We start from the raw sequence: 16,419 nt of genomic DNA, 5'->3' as shown, positions 1-16,419 counted from the left end.
CGGCATGGATAAAGGGTGGGGTGTTGTCATTGTGGCGGCAGGTCGAGGAACCCGTATGGGAACGACCGAGAGCAAGCAGTTTCTGCTGCTGCAGGACAAGCCCATTTTCATACATACGATTGAAGTGTTTGCGGCTCTGGATAAGGTCAGCGAAATGGTGCTGGTAACGGGAGCTGCAGATGTTGAACGCTGCCAGGATTGGGTAAAAGAATACCGACTGGAATCACGTGTCCGTGTCATCCCCGGAGGGAAAGAGAGACAGCATTCAGTCCACGAAGGCCTTAAGGCACTGGGGACGGAATGGGTTCTCGTTCACGACGGGGTACGTCCTTTTATAAACCGTGAGCAGATTATGGGGTGTATGAAAGCCGCCATGTCGGATGGAGCAGCTGTATTGGCCGTTCCAGTGAAGGATACGATCAAACAAGTCAATGCGGAGGGAATCGTTACGGCGACGCCAGACCGCAGCAGTCTGTGGAGCATTCAAACCCCGCAGGCTTTTCGTCTTTCTTCCCTGCTGCTTGCGTACGAATTGGCGGACCGGGACGGATTTCTAGGAACGGATGACGCGATGCTGGCTGAACGCCAGGGAATGTCGGTCAGGGTTGTGGAAGGCAGTTATACGAACATCAAATTAACGACGCCGGAAGATTTGGAATACGCCGCGTTTTTGCTCAAAGGAGAGAAGAAGCGATGATACGTGTAGGACAAGGATTTGATGTACACCAGCTGGTAGAGGGACGCCCGTGCATTATTGGGGGGGTCACCATTCCTTATGAAAAAGGACTGTTGGGGCACTCGGACGCAGACGTGCTGCTACATGCCATCAGTGATGCCATTCTTGGTGCACTTGCACTCGGGGATATTGGCAAACACTTCCCGGATACCGATCCGGAGTTCAAGGATGCTGATAGTCTGAAACTGCTGGAGCATGTGTGGCAGTTAGTGAAGGATCGCGGATACCGTCTGGGGAATATCGATTCAACCATTATTGCACAGAAACCGAAGATGGCACCTTACGTTCCGCAGATGGCCGAGGTTATTGCCAAGGCACTGGAAGCGGATGTAACTCAGGTGAATGTCAAAGCGACAACAACAGAGCAACTGGGATTCCCCGGACGGGGAGAGGGCATAGCAGCCCAATCAGTTGTTTGCCTTGTTCGCGTGTGATATCATCAACCAATTAGAGACGGAGGGGATATTATGAGCACCGAAGTTCGCGTGCGTTACGCGCCGAGTCCAACGGGACACCTGCATATCGGGAATGCCCGTACAGCGCTGTTTAACTATTTGTATGCCAAACATAACAACGGCAAATTCATTATTCGTATTGAGGATACGGACGTGAAACGCAACATTGCCGGTGGTGAAGAAAGCCAGCTGAAATACCTGAAATGGCTCGGAATCGAGTGGGACGAAAGTATTGATGTCGGCGGAGAGTATGGACCATACCGTCAGACGGAACGTCTGGATATTTATCGTAAATATACGCAGGAATTGCTGGACAAAGGTCTGGCTTACCGCTGCTATTGCACGGAAGAAGAGCTGGAGCAAGAGCGCGAGGAACAGACGGCACGTGGAGAAACTCCGCGTTATTCGGGCAAACACCGTGATCTGACACCGGAGCAACAGAGTGCATTTGAAGCGGAAGGTCGTGTGGCGAGTATTCGTTTCCGTGTGCCGACGGAACAGATATATACGTTTGATGACATGGTAAAAGGTACAATCTCATTTAACAGCAAGGAATCTGGCGACTTCGTCATTGTGAAAAAAGACGGCATTCCCACTTACAACTATGCGGTTGCTGTGGATGATCACCTGATGAAGATCTCCCACGTCCTGCGTGGCGAGGATCACATCTCTAATACACCGCGCCAGCTGATGATCTATGAAGCGCTTGGCTGGGAGCCTCCGCATTTCGGTCATATGACGCTGATCGTGAATGAAAACCACAAAAAGCTGAGCAAACGGGATGAGTCCGTAATTCAGTTTATTGAACAATATGATCAACTCGGTTATTTGCCGGAAGCGATGTTTAACTTCATCTCCCTGCTTGGCTGGTCGCCTGAAGGAGAAGAAGAAATCTTCTCGCAGGATCAGTTAATCTCCATTTTTGATACGAAGCGTCTGTCCAAGAGCCCGGCGGTATTTGATACCCACAAGTTGGCCCACTTGAACAACCATTACATCAAAAATGCGGACCCGGATCGCATTGCCGAAATGGCGATTCCACATCTGCAAAAAGCGGGACGTATTTCCACTGAGCTGTCTCCAGAACAGAAAGAATGGGCATATACGCTTGTTCATCTCTATCAGGAACAGATGAATTCTGCCTCCGATATCGTGGAGTTGTCGGAAGTGTTCTTCCGTTCCCACCTGGAGCTGGAAAGTGAAGGTGCCGCTGTACTGGCTGAGGAGCAGGTGCCAACCGTTCTGAAAGCATTTGCTGATAAAGTACAGGCAAGCGACGAATTTACACCAAGCAAGATGGCTGCGCTGATCAAGGAAGTCCAGAAGGAGACCGGATTTAAGGGCAAACAGCTGTTTATGCCAATCCGTGTAGCTCTGACAGGACAGACTCATGGCCGCGATCTAAACCAAACGATTGTATTGCTTGGCCGTGATAAGGTTATTGATCGATTGCATGCTCAGGTAAAAGGAGCGTAAGTAATGCCCCTGTTTTAGTCTACTTTGGACTTAAAGATGGAACTCCGTTCAGACCGATATGAAGGAAGATTGTTGTCAGTCCATAACCTTTTAGCTATAATAGCAACACAAAGGTTAAATGGTATGATTTTATCATTCATCATAAAAACAGCAAAGACCGGGAGAAGTAGGCCGAACCGGACAGATTCAGAGAGGATGGTCCCGCAGTAAAGAACAAGATTCTTTGCTGCGGTGGCTGTGAGCCATCCGCTGTCCGCCAGTCGAAATGCACCCGTGAGCTGCACAGCCGAATCCGGCCCCGCCTCTTGTTTTGTAGAAGAGAGGAAAACGTTAGGATAGGTTGTGACGGTTGGTTCCCGTTACGGAACTGTTGAGGGTTCATTCTTGTGCAAGGATATGAGGCAGCTATAACAGGCTGCTTAGTTCTTGTATGTTAAGGCATGAACCGAGCAGAGTGGGACCGCGATAAACGCCTCTGCAGCTTAAATAGCTGCAGGGGCGTTTTCTATTTAGGTCGAGTCGGAAGTACACTACCATGAGGGCCGCGCCATCCGGTAAGCCGGAGGACGAAGACCTGAACAAGAGGGGAACGAGCATGTTCAAGAAGATCAGATCAGATATCCAGGCGGTGTTTGAAAACGATCCGGCGGCCCGGGGATGGTTTGAGGTTGTATTTACCTACTCGGGGCTGCATGCGATATGGGCGCACCGGGTGGCACACTTTTTATACAAGCGGAGATGGTTTTCTTTCGCCCGGTTCATTTCACAGGTCAGTCGTTTTATGACAGGTATTGAAATCCATCCCGGAGCTACGATTGGCAATCGGTTGTTTATTGACCATGGCATGGGCGTCGTGATTGGGGAAACGTGTGAAATTGGCGACGATGTTGTCATCTATCAGGGGGTCACCCTTGGAGGAACGGGTAAAGAAAAAGGGAAGAGACATCCGACAATTGGCAATAATGTGGTTATCTCATCCGGGGCAAAGGTGCTGGGTTCCTTCAGCGTGGGGGATCAATGTAATATTGGTGCGAACTCGGTTGTGCTGAAGGAAGTCCCTTCAAATAGCACCGTTGTAGGCATACCGGGCAGAATCGTGAAACAGGATGGTCGCCGGGTGGACCGTCTGAATCAGCAGCTTCCCGATCCGGTCATCGATTCCCTGCGCAGCATGCAGCAAGAAATCGAACGATTGCGTGAAGAAGTGCGTACTTTGCAGAGTACCCGTGAAAGTGAGTTTTCCCGTGGTACAATAGAATAATGATGGAAACGGATGAAAGGAAAGTGACTATGACGCTTCAAATTTACAATACGATGAGTCGTACCAAAGAGGATTTTGTTCCCCAAGAGCCGGGGAAAGTGAAAATGTATGTGTGCGGGCCGACGGTATATGATTACATTCATATTGGGAATGCACGTCCGGTTATTTTTTTCGACACGGTTCGCGGATACCTCGAACAGACCGGGCATGAGGTGAACTATGTTGTGAACTTCACGGATGTCGATGACAAGCTCATTCGTAAAGCCGAGCAGCTCGGGACGGATGTTCCTCATGTCGCCGAGAAGTTTATTGCGGCTTACTACAAAGATCTCGAAGGGCTGGGTATTCCAAAGGCAAGCAGTAATCCAAGAGTGACGGAAAACATGCCGCTCATTATTGATTTTATCCGTGAACTGGTTGAAAAGGATTTCGCGTATGAAAATGGCGGTGACGTATATTATCGCACAGGCAAATTCGCGGAGTATGGCAAACTTTCGAAGCAAAACCTTCAGGAATTGCAGTTCGGAATTCGCATCGGCGTAGATGAGCGGAAAGAGCATCCGGAAGACTTCGTGCTCTGGAAGGCTGCGAAACCGGGTGAGATCTTCTGGTCCAGTCCATGGGGCGATGGTCGTCCTGGCTGGCATATTGAGTGCTCTGCTATGGCACGGGAGTACCTGGGCGATACGTTGGATATCCACGGTGGGGGGCAGGATTTGCAGTTTCCGCATCATGAGTGCGAATGCGCTCAATCCGAGGTGTTGACTGGAAAACCGCTGGCAAACTACTGGATGCATAATGGATTTATCCGTATTGATAATGAAAAAATGTCGAAATCACTCGGTAACGGTGTACTTGTGAAAGACCTTCGCAATCAATATAAACGCGAAGCCATTCGTTATTTCATGTTGTCAACTCACTATCGCAATCCGTTGAACTTTACGAAAGATACAATGGAACAGGCACAGAATAGTGTGGACCGGATTGCAAATAGCGTGGGCAACCTAAAACATCGTTTGCAGGCTGTAAGTGTGGACCAGGCTGTGTCAGCAGAGTTTGCTGCTAGGCTGGAGCAAATCCGTCAGCAGTATCATCAGAAAATGCAGGACGACTTTAATACTCCTGATGCGATTACGGCCCTGTTTGAGTGGGCCGGGGAAGCTAACCAACTGCTGCAACAAGATGTGGTGAACGCTGCGGATATTCGCGCTCTGCTGGAATTGTTCAGTGAGCTGAATGCGGTGCTTCGCATCTATACTGATGCTGAACCGGAACTTTTGGACGAAGAAATCGAACGTCTAATTGTAGAACGTAACGAAGCACGTAAGACCAAAAACTGGGCACGGGCTGATGAAATTCGGGATGAACTGTCTGCGCAGGGCATCTTGCTTGAGGATACGGCTCAAGGAATGAGATGGCGGCGCAAATGAGCGAGGAACAACTGAATAAGTTGTCTGAATCCGTCGAGCATGCCGAGCAACGGGAGGAACTACAGACAGATGAACAATCTCTGAGCGTTGACCAGGGGGGATGGTTTCCTTATCCACCCTCCCGGCCTGCCCGGTTGATTCCTCCCATCGCTCTCGCCTATATCGGTGATGCGGTATATGAGGTAGCTGTACGGCAGTATCTGTTATCTAAAGCCAATATGCGTCCCAACCATCTGCACCGTAGTGCGACCGGTTTGGTATCCGCGAAGGCACAGAGTCGTATTCTCACAGGTATTGAGGCTGAACTGACCGAGGAAGAACGTGACATTGTCAGACAAGGACGCAACGCCAAGTCCGGCAGTATTCCCAAAAACGCAGATGTTTTGGAATATAGACATGCCACAGCTTTGGAATGTCTCATCGGTTACCTTTATAGCAGTGGTCGGCATGATCGCATGATTGAACTGATTCGTCGGGGTATCGAGCATGCCGAACAAAATTCGCAATTACCTACAAAATAATATAAATTACAACAAAGCCGCTTCTGTAAGGTGCGCTGATCATGGCGCAGTGAATTACAGGGCGTTATAGAGAGGATCGAACAAAGATGGAAGAAGAATGGATCGCCGGTAAGCACTCCGTGACGGAGGCGCTGCGTTCAGGCCGGACCATTAATAAAATATGGATTGCAGATACAGCGCAAAAACATTTGACTCAACCGATTATCTCGGAAGCAAAAAAACTAGGTATTGTCATTCAGCACGTAGACAAGCGTAAACTGGATCAGACGGTTCCGGGAATTCAACACCAGGGAGTAGTGGCGCAAGCGGCACCTTACGCTTATGTGGAGGTTGAAGACATTCTTGCTGCAGCGGCTGCAAAAAATGAACATCCATTTTTGATTTTGCTGGATGAGATTGAAGATCCTCATAATCTTGGATCGATTTTGCGGACGGCTGACTGCACAGGTGCCCATGGTGTCATTGTACCCAAACGGCGCTCAGCTGCAGTTACAGTGACCGTATCCAAAACATCAGCAGGTGCGGTAGAGTACGTGCCAGTTGCTCGTGTAAGCAATCTGGGGCAAACCATTGATCGTCTTAAGGAAGAGGGCGTATGGGTTGTGGGTACGGATGTTGCTGCTCAGGAGAGCGTGTTCGGGAACGGAGTCTTTACAGGCCCGGTAGCCCTCGTGATCGGGAACGAGAACAAGGGGATGGGACGGCTCATTCGTGAGAAATGTGATGTGCTGATCAAATTACCGATGCAAGGACAGATTAATTCCCTGAATGCTTCCGTGGCAGCGGGGGTTGTCATGTATGAAGTGCTCCGCTCGCGTCAAGCGCAGGACTAGAAGATATGGCTGATTCCCGTGATGTGCTTCTTGTAGACGGGTACAACATGATTGGTGACTGGCCGGAGTTATCCCGATTGGCAGAGAGTGGATTGGAGGAGGCTCGCAACAGGCTTCTCTCTCGTCTAGCCGATTATCAGGCATTCTCCGGCTTGAGAGTCATTGTTGTTTTTGACGCCTACCTCGTGCCTGGACTCGGTAAATCCTTTACCCAGAGCAAAGTGCAGATCTTTTTTACAAAGGAAAAAGAGACGGCAGACGAATGCATTGAGAGACTCGTTCGGGAACTAAGCACGCGAAGACGCCAAATCTATGTGGCTACAAGCGATATGGTAGAGCAGCATGTCATTTTTGGACAGGGAGCTCTACGTATATCCGCAAGGGAATTGCTGATCGAAGTAGAGCAGAACGAAAAAGAGTTACAGAAACGTCTGGAAGAAGATCAGGCTAAAGCAACGCGAAATACACTCGGCGGGAAGTTAAGTCCAGAAGTTTTGAAGCAGTTTGAGCGATGGCGCCGGGAATAAGAGTATGGTTTTACAGAAATTAGAATTTTGAAACTCTTGACAATTATGTTATTGATCTTCTTTTTTAGGCAGAGCGTGGTTGACGGTGTGAGGTACCATCATATATACTGATCCTATATTTCATAGAGTAGAGTAACGGGGTACCTTGCGTTGCAGCCGGAGGGATTGTCTGTGAGTGTCGACCTCAAAGATATCATGTTATCTAAGTATGATTACCAAAGTGACGAAGACATTGTCGAAGCGGTCCGTGAAGGTGAAAGCGAAGCGCTGGAGTTTTTGATTAACAAATATCGTAACTTTGTACGCGCCAAGGCAAGATCTTATTTTCTGATTGGGGCTGACCGGGAAGATATCATTCAAGAAGGAATGATTGGACTCTATAAATCCATTAGGGATTTCAAAGGGGACAAGCTCGCTTCTTTCAAAGCCTTCGCCGAGCTGTGTATTACACGACAGATTATTACGGCAATCAAGACAGCAACACGTCAGAAGCATATTCCGCTTAATTCTTATGTATCACTGGACAAGCCTATTTATGACGAAGAGTCCGATCGTACGTTACTCGATGTGATTTGTGGAACACAGGTCAGCGATCCGGAAGAGCTTATCATCAATCAGGAAGAGTTTGTGGGCCTGGAAGATAAGATGTCTGAGATTTTGAGTGATCTGGAACGTAAAGTATTGATGTTGTATCTGGACGGGAGATCTTATCAAGAGATTGCAGTGGATTTGGACAGACATGTGAAGTCCATTGATAATGCACTTCAGCGCGTGAAGCGTAAACTTGAAAAGTACCTGGAAGTTCGAGATAATTGAACACATGTTGTCGTTGACGGAAAAGGCTCGGGGTTTGAGTCTTTTTTTGCTGCCTCAAGTTTATAAAGTGAAAGAATGATTATACTAGTAATCGCTTGGTCCATGCAGGAGAAGAGAAAAAACAGAGATGCGAAACTAAATGTGTTTGTAAGGAACTTTTACCCAATGATGAAAGGTTATTCTTTCATTGACAGGGTTATACCCATATGATAAAGTGTTTTAGGTAGGCCTAAATTCGCGGCTTTTTTTTAGGATTAATTTAGAGACTCCGCTTCAATGTGGAAGTCTTCGGGAGGTGTACATCATGCGGGTAATTATTACTTTGGCTTGTACGAACTGCAAACAAAGAAATTACACTACGACGAAAAACAAGCGTAATCACCCCGACCGCATGGAGATGAAGAAATTTTGCAAGTTTTGTAACGAGCAGACTTCTCATCGCGAAACCAGATAGTTTTTTGGAGGTGTAGTCGGCGTGAAACGTAGTTTCAAATCTCTGATTTCCTTTTTCTCTGAAAGCTGGGCTGAACTTAAAAAAGTTCGCTGGCCTAATCGTAAAGAGCTGACCAACTACACATTGATCGTTCTTGGTACTGTTGTGGTTATGACGCTGTTTTTTTGGGTCATTGATATCGGCATCTCCGCTGTGATCGAAGCGATTATTTAAGAAGGGTCCCAGGTGGCTTGATATGGAAAAAAGATGGTACGTCGTTCATACCTATTCAGGGTATGAGAATAAGGTCAAAGCCAATTTGGAAAAACGCGTAGAGTCCATGGGCATGGAAGACAAGATTTTCCGCGTTCTTGTTCCTATGGAAGAAGAAGTGGTAAACAAAGACGGTAAGAAAAAAATCGTTATGCGTAAAGTTTACCCCGGTTATGTCTTGGTCGAAATGGTCCAGACGGATGACTCTTGGTATGTTGTTCGCAACACACCAGGTGTTACGGGATTTGTCGGTTCGACAGGTTCCGGGTCCAAACCAACAGCCTTGCTGCCTGAAGAAGTGGAACAAATTCTGAAGCATATGGGCATGGTTGAGCCTAAGCCTAAAATTGAATTCGATATTAAGGAATCCGTACGTATTAAAGTTGGTCCTTTTGCGAATTTTGTGGGCTCCGTGGAAGAAATTTTGGTAGACAAAAGCAAGTTGAAAGTGCACGTGAACATGTTTGGACGGGAAACACCGCTTGAGTTGGAATACACGCAAGTGGAGAAGATATAGTTTCTTCAAGTTTCTTGTGGGAGGGCTGAGAGGCCCGTTAACCACTATTTTGCAAGGAGGTGTCAATCATGGCAAAAAAGGTAATCAAAATGGTAAAACTGCAAATTCCAGCAGGTAAAGCGAATCCAGCGCCTCCGGTAGGTCCAGCTTTGGGTCAAGCAGGTGTCAACATCATGGCATTCTGTAAAGAATTCAACGCTCGTACAGCCGATCAAGCGGGATTGATTATTCCTGTTGAAATCACAGTATTCGAAGACCGTTCCTTTACTTTCATTACTAAAACTCCACCAGCAGCAGTTCTGTTGAAAGTGGCAGCTAAAGTAGAAAAAGGATCTGGCGAACCGAACAAGAAAAAAGTCGCTACCGTTAAACGTGATGCGGTACGTCAAATCGCGGAACAAAAAATGCCTGACCTGAATGCAGCGAACGTTGAGTCCGCAATGCGTATGGTCGAAGGTACTGCCCGCAGCATGGGTATCACCATCGAAGACTAATTTTTCATCTGAAACATGGCTTCGTAAAGCCGGCCGATTCGCGGCCGGTTGATGTGGGAGGTATATCCGCTAACACCACAAAGGAGGAATATAACATGGCTAAACACGGTAAAAAATACCTGGAAGCTGCTAAGCTGATTGACAGCGAAGCAACATACGAGCCTTCTGAAGCTGTAGAGCTTGTGAAGAAGGCAGCCACTGCAAAATTCGATGAAACTATCGAAGCGGCAGTACGCTTGGGCGTAGACCCGCGTAAACAAGACCAGGCTGTACGTGGTGTTGTTGTCTTGCCACACGGCACAGGTAAAACACAACGCGTATTGGTATTTGCAAAAGGTGACAAAGCGAAAGAAGCGGAAGCGGCTGGCGCGGATTATGTTGGTGATGCAGACATGATCAACAAAATTCAACAAGGCTGGTTCGAATTCGACGTCTGCGTAGCGACACCGGATATGATGAGTGAAGTAGGTAAATTGGGCCGTCTGCTCGGCGGTAAAGGCCTGATGCCTAACCCTAAAGCCGGAACGGTAACTTTCGATGTATCCAAGGCTGTTCAAGAAATTAAAGCCGGTAAAATCGAATATCGTCTGGATCGTGCAGGTCAAATTCATGCACCGATCGGTAAAGCTTCTTTCTCTGCAGAGCAACTGAATGAGAACCTTAAAGCTCTCATGGATGCTTTGACTCGTGCTAAACCGGCGGCAGCAAAAGGTGTTTATCTGAAGAATGTAAGTCTTTCTTCCACGATGGGCCCTGGCGCACGCGTGAACGCAGCATCTTTTAGATAATATCACTTGACAGGCTTGTCCTGTTCTGATAATCTATAAAAGTTGTGAGTCCGAGTGGCTGACCGTTGACATTTGAATATGCTTGCCGTAGACAGTAGGTGCCATTTGGCTTAATTTCCTGCCGAGGTGTGATTATAGAACTTAGAACGATGCAAATCGGTTATGAGTATATATCAAGCCTTCGTGATTCTACGGAGGCTTTTCTTAATGGGATAAATTTGATCAGGAGGTGTACAGTTTGGCAAACGCAAAAGTGATTCAAGCAAAACAAGAGTCCGTTGATGTAGTAACAGCAAAATTGCGCGAGAGCGCTACGACCGTTGTTGTTGACTATCGCGGATTGAACGTTGCCCAAGTAACTGAGCTGCGTAAGCAGCTTCGTGAAGCCGGAATCGAATTCCAAGTGCTGAAAAACTCGTTGCTTCGCCGCGCAGCAGCTGCAGCAGAACTGACAGAACTTAATGAAGTACTGACAGGTCCTAGTGCAATTGCATTCAGCGTAGACGACGTTGTGGCTCCAGCCAAAATTCTGAACGACTTCGCGAAAAAGAACGATGCACTGGAATTGAAAGGTGCAGTTGTAGAAGGTCGCGTAATTGGAGTAGAAGAAGTCAAAGCATTGGCAGAATTGCCATCCCGCGAAGGTCTCCTCTCCATGCTCCTCAGCGTGCTTCAAGCGCCAGTGCGCAACTTCGCGCTTGCGGTTAAAGCAGTTGCAGAAAAAGAAGAACAAGGCGCGTAAGCAACTTGATCTAAATGCTGCTTAGGCAGTGATGAAATAAAAAAAATAATATTATATATGGAGGTTCAATCATGAGTAAAGAGCAAATCTTGGAAGCAATCAAAGGCATGACTGTACTGGAACTGAACGATCTCGTTAAAGCAATCGAAGAAGAATTCGGCGTAACTGCTGCAGCTCCAGTAGCTGCTGCAGGTGCAGGCGCTGCTGCTGCAGAAGCTGAGCAATCCGAGTTCGACGTAATCTTGACTAGCGCTGGTGCTTCCAAAATCAACGTTATCAAAGCAGTTCGCGAAATCACAGGTCTTGGCCTGAAAGAAGCAAAAGAAGTAGTTGACAATGCTCCAAAAGCATTGAAAGAAAAAGTTAGCAAAGAAGAAGCAGAAACGGTTAAAGCTAAGCTTGAAGAAGCAGGCGCTACAATCGAAGTTAAATAATTTGGCTTTCATTAGCTAAATGAACAAAACAACAAACCCCTTGACTTATATCAAGGGGTTTGTTGCTGTAATTGTAAATGGAAAGTGAGTGAGGACATGTCCAATCATTATTATTCGGACAAACCGCAGGTGGCACATGACAGACGGGCTACAGAAGCGGAGCTACGCGGATGGAAATTACGACTCGTTACGGATGCAGGGGTATTTTCCAAAAACGGAATCGATTACGGCAGCAGAGTGCTGATTGATGCTATAGAGTTGCCTGCTGGAGCTCATGTACTGGATGTGGGTTGCGGGTATGGGCCAATTGGTCTTACAGCAGCTAAACTTGTACCGGATGGACATGTCACCATGATCGATATCAATGAGAGAGCAGTTGAGCTTTCCAGGGAAAATGCAAAAGCGAATGGCATAACGAATGTAACCGTTATGCAAAGCAATCTTCTGGCTGAAGTTAAAAAGGAAGACTTTGACGCGGTTCTAACCAATCCTCCGATCCGTGCGGGTAAGGAAACCGTGCATACGATCTTTGAACAGGCACATCGTCATTTGAAGGTGGGCGGAGCGTTATGGATTGTCATTCAGAAAAAGCAGGGAGCGCCTTCGGCGAAAGCGAAGCTGGAATCTCTCTTTGGACGAGTGGAGGAAGTAACGAAGGATAAAGGCTACCGAATTTTCAAAGCGGTAAAAATGGAAGAAACGCCTTTAGACTAAATCCTGATTTGTAAAGTAAGCAGGGGAGCATTTTTTTTGCAATAGGACTATTGACTTGAAATTCAGGTCGTGGTATTATTGTGAAATGTCAGTATTAAGATGCCCTACTTGGCTTTAGCTAACTAAAAATGTCAACCTTTTTTTACGCCGAACGGGCTTATTATGCCTACGTTTGGCGTATAATATGTACATTTTGGGCAAACTGGGGATAAGTATGATTTGGAAAGACATCCGCCGATCAAAGTTGCTCTTTTTTCGAACGACATTCGAGTAAGGGCTTTTCTTTATTTGTGGATGCATTGCTTTGCTCTGTATGTGTACCATTATAAGGTTACAAACAGAGGTTCGCAACGAAATTTTTAAAGTGAGTAGACATTGAGGGGTGAGTTTAAGTTGGCAGGACATCTTGTTCAATATGGTCGACGCACTCGGCGCAGTTATGCACGAATTAACGAGATACTCGAAGTTCCGAACCTGATTGAAATCCAACAAAAATCTTACGATTGGTTTTTGGAGGTAGGGTTGCGCGAAATGTTCCAGGATATCTCGCCGATCCAGGATTTTACAGGTAACTTGATTTTGGAATTTATCGACTACAGTCTCGGTGAACCGAAGTATACAGTAGACGACGCGAAAGAGCGTGACGTTACTTATGCAGCACCGCTTCGGGTCAAAGTCCGGCTCATTAATAAGGAAACCGGCGAAGTCAAAGAGCAGGAAGTATTCATGGGAGATTTCCCGCTGATGACCGACACCGGCACATTTATTATTAATGGTGCGGAACGGGTTATTGTCAGCCAGTTGGTTCGCTCTCCTAGCGTTTACTTCAGTACCAAAGTAGATAAAAACGCCAAAAAAACGTATACCGCTACAGTTATTCCTAACCGCGGCGCTTGGCTCGAACTGGAGATGGACGCGAAGGATGTTGTTTACGTCCGGATCGACCGCACACGTAAAATACCGGTGACGGTTCTCCTGCGTGCACTTGGTTTTGGCACAGACGCTGAGATTCTGGATCTGCTCGGTAATGACGAATATATCCGCAACACGCTGGACAAAGACAATACCGATTCTACGGAGAAAGCGCTGATTGAGATTTATGAGCGTCTTCGTCCAGGCGAGCCGCCAACGCTTGATAACGCGAAAAGCTTGCTCGTCGCTCGTTTCTTTGATCCAAAACGTTATGACCTCGCTAATGTGGGTCGTTACAAAATCAACAAAAAGCTTCACATTAAGAACCGTTTGTTCAACCAACGTTTGGCTGAGTCTCTTGTGGATACCGAAACCGGTGAAATCATTGCCGAAGCAGGTCAAATGATAGACCGTCGTCTGTTGGATGAAATCATGTCGCAGTTGGAGAAGAGCGTTGGTTTCCGGACATATCACGTGGCTAACGGCGTTTTGGATGCCAATGATATCCCGATGCAAACGATTGATGTCTTTTCACCAATTGAGGATGGTAAGGTCGTTAAACTGATTGCCAATGCAAACATTGATAAATCAGTGAAGAACGTTACACCGGCTGACATCATTTCCTCTATCAGTTACTTCATTAACCTTCTGCATGGCATCGGAAGCACGGATGATATCGATCATCTGGGTAACCGTCGTCTCCGCTCGGTTGGTGAACTCTTGCAAAACCAATTCCGTATCGGTTTATCCCGTATGGAACGTGTGGTTCGTGAGAGAATGTCCATTCAAGATGCTAACGTAATTACGCCTCAGGCTTTGATTAACATACGTCCTGTTATTGCATCCATTAAAGAGTTCTTCGGTAGCTCCCAATTGTCACAGTTTATGGATCAAACGAACCCGCTGGGTGAGTTGACGCATAAACGCCGTCTGTCCGCTCTCGGACCAGGTGGTTTGACGCGTGAGCGTGCCGGCATGGAAGTCCGTGACGTGCATCCATCCCACTATGGCCGGATGTGTCCAATCGAGACACCAGAGGGACCAAACATTGGTTTGATCAACTCCTTGTCGACATTTGCCCGTGTGAACGAATATGGTTTCATTGAAGCTCCTTATCGCTGGGTAGATCCTAAGACTGGTGTCGTAACCAAGCAAATCGATTACCTGACAGCAGACGAAGAGGACAACTATGTAATCGCTCAAGCGAATGCGAAGCTGAATGAAGATAGTACATTTGAAGAAGAAGCGATCATTGTACGTTACAACAAGCAGTCGGATAACATCCTTACGATGCCGAGTGAGCGCGTTGACTACATGGACGTATCTCCTAAACAAGTTGTATCCGTCGCTACGGCGCTCATCCCGTTCCTTGAGAACGATGACTCCAACCGTGCGCTCATGGGATCGAACATGCAGCGGCAGGCCGTTCCACTCTTGATTCCAAAAGCACCGCTTGTTGGTACAGGTATGGAACATAAAGCCGCGAAAGATTCCGGTGTATGTATTGTCTCCAAATATGACGGGATTATTGAACGTTCTTCTGCGAATGAGATTTGGTTGCGTCGTATTGAAGAAGTCGATGGTCAAGAAGTCAAAGGCGATATCGTTAAATATAAATTACACAAATTTATGCGTTCGAACCAAGGAACATGCATTAACCAACGTCCGATTGTCAAAAGAGGTGCTGTTGTCAAAGCTGGCGACATCCTTGCAGACGGTCCTTCGACGGAAATGGGTGAATTGGCACTGGGACGTAACGTCGTTGTTGCCTTCATGACTTGGGAAGGTTACAACTACGAGGATGCGATCCTGCTCAGCGAAAAACTCGTGAAGGAAGATGTCTACACATCTATCCATATCGAGGAGTATGAGTCTGAAGCACGTGATACTAAGCTCGGACCTGAAGAGATCACGCGTGATATCCCTAACGTTGGGGAAGAAGCGCTGCGTAATCTGGATGAGCGCGGTATTATCCGTATCGGTGCGGAAATCAGTGCCGGTGACATTCTGGTTGGTAAAGTAACACCAAAAGGTGTAACAGAACTGACTGCAGAAGAACGTCTCCTGCATGCGATCTTTGGTGAGAAAGCACGCGAAGTGCGTGATACTTCCTTGCGTGTACCTCACGGTACTGACGGTATCGTAGTTGATGTAAAAGTCTTCACCCGTGAAAACGGTGATGAACTGCCTCCAGGTGTTAACCAACTCGTTCGTGTCTATATCGCTCAAAAACGGAAAATTTCCGAGGGTGATAAAATGGCCGGACGTCACGGTAACAAAGGGGTCGTGGCCCGTATCCTGCCGGAAGAAGATATGCCTTTCCTGCCGGACGGTACACCAGTTCAAATCGTTCTTAACCCGCTGGGCGTACCTTCCCGGATGAACATCGGTCAAGTGCTTGAAGTTCACTTGGGTATGGCAGCCATGCAGCTCGGTATTCACGTAGCTACTCCTGTATTCGATGGAGCGAAGGAGTATGACGTCTTCGATACGATGGAAGAAGCAGGTATGCAGCGAAATGGTAAAACCGTTCTGTACGACGGTCGTACTGGAGAAGAGTTTGAACGTGAAGTTACTGTTGGCGTCATGCATATGATCAAGCTGGCGCACATGGTTGACGATAAAATTCATGCTCGTTCCACAGGTCCTTACTCACTCGTTACGCAACAGCCTCTGGGTGGTAAAGCCCAGTTCGGTGGACAACGTTTCGGGGAGATGGAAGTATGGGCGCTTGAGGCTTATGGTGCGGCCTATACACTGCAAGAGATCTTGACTGTTAAGTCCGATGATGTTGTAGGTCGGGTGAAAACATATGAGTCCATCGTCAAAGGCGAGAATGTTCCGGAACCAGGTGTTCCTGAGTCATTCAAAGTATTGATCAAAGAGCTGCAAAGCTTGGGTATGGACGTTAAGATTTTGAGCGAAGATGAGCAAGAGATTGAAATGAAAGAAATGGACGATGAAGATGACGCTGCGAGCGATAAGCTCAGCCTCAACCTTGAGGGTACAGAGGTCGGAGCGGAGTAACCGCTTCGGGCGCATGATGACCGGCGTTTT

18 protein-coding genes and 1 other annotated feature are annotated in these 16,419 nt (G+C 47.3%); all 18 genes read left to right on the top strand.

Annotated features, from left to right (window positions below; genetic code table 11):
* Window positions 1-4 precede the first annotated feature (4 nt).
* The 18 genes from ispD to rpoB all read left to right on the top strand — a co-directional run bounded on the left by ispD (window position 5) and on the right by rpoB (window position 16,389).
* The gene (ispD, locus tag AMS66_RS02115; RefSeq protein ID WP_053779227.1) at window positions 5-697 is read left to right on the top strand and encodes a 2-C-methyl-D-erythritol 4-phosphate cytidylyltransferase; all 693 of its coding nucleotides are present in this window, start codon (window positions 5-7) and stop codon (window positions 695-697) included.
* Entirely contained in the window at window positions 694-1,170 is a 477-nt protein-coding gene (ispF, locus tag AMS66_RS02110; protein WP_053779226.1) for a 2-C-methyl-D-erythritol 2,4-cyclodiphosphate synthase, read from the top strand. Before ispD ends, ispF begins: the two co-directional genes overlap by 4 nt.
* 33 nt (window positions 1,171-1,203) lie before the next feature.
* Window positions 1,204-2,667, top strand: a complete 1,464-nt coding sequence (gltX, locus tag AMS66_RS02105; protein WP_053779225.1) for a glutamate--tRNA ligase — start codon at window positions 1,204-1,206, stop codon at window positions 2,665-2,667.
* A gap of 595 nt (window positions 2,668-3,262) precedes the next feature.
* Complete coding sequence (gene cysE / locus AMS66_RS02095; RefSeq protein ID WP_053779223.1) at window positions 3,263-3,928, top strand: serine O-acetyltransferase; 666 nt, start codon at window positions 3,263-3,265, stop codon at window positions 3,926-3,928.
* 29 nt (window positions 3,929-3,957) lie between these two features.
* Window positions 3,958-5,358 carry a cysteine--tRNA ligase gene (cysS, locus tag AMS66_RS02090; RefSeq protein WP_053779222.1) on the top strand — a complete coding sequence of 467 codons (1,401 nt, stop codon included), beginning with the start codon at window positions 3,958-3,960 and terminating at the stop codon, window positions 5,356-5,358.
* Window positions 5,355-5,879: a Mini-ribonuclease 3 gene (locus AMS66_RS02085; RefSeq protein WP_082350521.1), complete on the top strand. Its 525-nt coding sequence runs from the start codon at window positions 5,355-5,357 to the stop codon at window positions 5,877-5,879. The genes cysS and AMS66_RS02085 overlap by 4 nt, the downstream gene beginning before the upstream one ends.
* An 86-nt stretch (window positions 5,880-5,965) precedes the next feature.
* Window positions 5,966-6,712 carry a 23S rRNA (guanosine(2251)-2'-O)-methyltransferase RlmB gene (gene rlmB / locus AMS66_RS02080; protein WP_053779221.1) on the top strand — a complete coding sequence of 249 codons (747 nt, stop codon included), beginning with the start codon at window positions 5,966-5,968 and terminating at the stop codon, window positions 6,710-6,712.
* 5 nt (window positions 6,713-6,717) lie between these two features.
* Window positions 6,718-7,239 carry an NYN domain-containing protein gene (locus AMS66_RS02075; protein WP_053779220.1) on the top strand — a complete coding sequence of 174 codons (522 nt, stop codon included), beginning with the start codon at window positions 6,718-6,720 and terminating at the stop codon, window positions 7,237-7,239.
* A gap of 171 nt (window positions 7,240-7,410) precedes the next feature.
* Entirely contained in the window at window positions 7,411-8,055 is a 645-nt protein-coding gene (gene sigH / locus AMS66_RS02070) for an RNA polymerase sporulation sigma factor SigH (protein WP_024633601.1), read from the top strand.
* Between the two features lie 304 nt (window positions 8,056-8,359).
* Window positions 8,360-8,509 carry a 50S ribosomal protein L33 gene (gene rpmG, locus AMS66_RS31480; RefSeq protein WP_072735843.1) on the top strand — a complete coding sequence of 50 codons (150 nt, stop codon included), beginning with the start codon at window positions 8,360-8,362 and terminating at the stop codon, window positions 8,507-8,509.
* A gap of 21 nt (window positions 8,510-8,530) precedes the next feature.
* Window positions 8,531-8,722 (top strand): preprotein translocase subunit SecE, encoded by a 192-nt coding sequence (secE, locus tag AMS66_RS02065; protein ID WP_053779219.1) that lies wholly within the window; start codon window positions 8,531-8,533, stop codon window positions 8,720-8,722.
* Between the two features lie 22 nt (window positions 8,723-8,744).
* On the top strand, window positions 8,745-9,278 hold the full coding sequence (gene nusG / locus AMS66_RS02060; RefSeq protein ID WP_053779218.1) for a transcription termination/antitermination protein NusG: 534 nt from the start codon (window positions 8,745-8,747) through the stop codon (window positions 9,276-9,278).
* Window positions 9,279-9,346: 68 nt separating this feature from the next.
* Entirely contained in the window at window positions 9,347-9,772 is a 426-nt protein-coding gene (gene rplK, locus AMS66_RS02055; RefSeq protein ID WP_053779217.1) for a 50S ribosomal protein L11, read from the top strand.
* A 95-nt stretch (window positions 9,773-9,867) separates the two neighbouring features.
* Window positions 9,868-10,560, top strand: a complete 693-nt coding sequence (gene rplA, locus AMS66_RS02050) for a 50S ribosomal protein L1 (protein WP_024633597.1) — start codon at window positions 9,868-9,870, stop codon at window positions 10,558-10,560.
* 67 nt (window positions 10,561-10,627) lie between these two features.
* Window positions 10,628-10,775, top strand: a sequence feature (ribosomal protein L10 leader region).
* Window positions 10,776-10,798: 23 nt separating this feature from the next.
* Window positions 10,799-11,302 (top strand): 50S ribosomal protein L10, encoded by a 504-nt coding sequence (gene rplJ / locus AMS66_RS02045; protein ID WP_053779216.1) that lies wholly within the window; start codon window positions 10,799-10,801, stop codon window positions 11,300-11,302.
* A 71-nt stretch (window positions 11,303-11,373) separates the two neighbouring features.
* A complete protein-coding gene (rplL, locus tag AMS66_RS02040; RefSeq protein WP_053779215.1) occupies window positions 11,374-11,736 on the top strand; it encodes a 50S ribosomal protein L7/L12 in 363 nt (120 codons plus the stop codon).
* Window positions 11,737-11,832: 96 nt separating this feature from the next.
* Entirely contained in the window at window positions 11,833-12,450 is a 618-nt protein-coding gene (locus AMS66_RS02035; protein WP_053779214.1) for a class I SAM-dependent methyltransferase, read from the top strand.
* Window positions 12,451-12,843: 393 nt separating this feature from the next.
* Window positions 12,844-16,389, top strand: coding sequence for a DNA-directed RNA polymerase subunit beta (rpoB, locus tag AMS66_RS02030; RefSeq protein WP_053779213.1), 3,546 nt, complete (start codon window positions 12,844-12,846; stop codon window positions 16,387-16,389).
* The last annotated feature ends 30 nt before the right edge of the window (window positions 16,390-16,419 follow it).

Origin of the sequence: Paenibacillus xylanivorans, assembly GCF_001280595.1 — a bacterium.
GTDB lineage: Bacteria > Bacillota > Bacilli > Paenibacillales > Paenibacillaceae > Paenibacillus > Paenibacillus xylanivorans.
The sequence above is the reverse complement of the archived record's forward strand: the minus strand, read 5'-3'. Positions and strand labels throughout refer to the sequence as shown.

What these genes read in the sequence shown, in the direction of transcription:
- ispD (WP_053779227.1), top strand. Translation starts at nt 5, where the DNA reads ATGGATAAAGGGTGGGGTGTTGTCATTGTGGCGGCAGGTCGAGGAACC.
- ispF (WP_053779226.1), top strand. Translation starts at nt 694, where the DNA reads ATGATACGTGTAGGACAAGGATTTGATGTACACCAGCTGGTAGAGGGA.
- gltX (WP_053779225.1), top strand. Translation starts at nt 1,204, where the DNA reads ATGAGCACCGAAGTTCGCGTGCGTTACGCGCCGAGTCCAACGGGACAC.
- cysE (WP_053779223.1), top strand. Translation starts at nt 3,263, where the DNA reads ATGTTCAAGAAGATCAGATCAGATATCCAGGCGGTGTTTGAAAACGAT.
- cysS (WP_053779222.1), top strand. Translation starts at nt 3,958, where the DNA reads ATGACGCTTCAAATTTACAATACGATGAGTCGTACCAAAGAGGATTTT.
- AMS66_RS02085 (WP_082350521.1), top strand. Translation starts at nt 5,355, where the DNA reads ATGAGCGAGGAACAACTGAATAAGTTGTCTGAATCCGTCGAGCATGCC.
- rlmB (WP_053779221.1), top strand. Translation starts at nt 5,966, where the DNA reads ATGGAAGAAGAATGGATCGCCGGTAAGCACTCCGTGACGGAGGCGCTG.
- AMS66_RS02075 (WP_053779220.1), top strand. Translation starts at nt 6,718, where the DNA reads ATGGCTGATTCCCGTGATGTGCTTCTTGTAGACGGGTACAACATGATT.
- rpmG (WP_072735843.1), top strand. Translation starts at nt 8,360, where the DNA reads ATGCGGGTAATTATTACTTTGGCTTGTACGAACTGCAAACAAAGAAAT.
- nusG (WP_053779218.1), top strand. Translation starts at nt 8,745, where the DNA reads ATGGAAAAAAGATGGTACGTCGTTCATACCTATTCAGGGTATGAGAAT.
- rplK (WP_053779217.1), top strand. Translation starts at nt 9,347, where the DNA reads ATGGCAAAAAAGGTAATCAAAATGGTAAAACTGCAAATTCCAGCAGGT.
- rplA (WP_024633597.1), top strand. Translation starts at nt 9,868, where the DNA reads ATGGCTAAACACGGTAAAAAATACCTGGAAGCTGCTAAGCTGATTGAC.
- rplL (WP_053779215.1), top strand. Translation starts at nt 11,374, where the DNA reads ATGAGTAAAGAGCAAATCTTGGAAGCAATCAAAGGCATGACTGTACTG.
- AMS66_RS02035 (WP_053779214.1), top strand. Translation starts at nt 11,833, where the DNA reads ATGTCCAATCATTATTATTCGGACAAACCGCAGGTGGCACATGACAGA.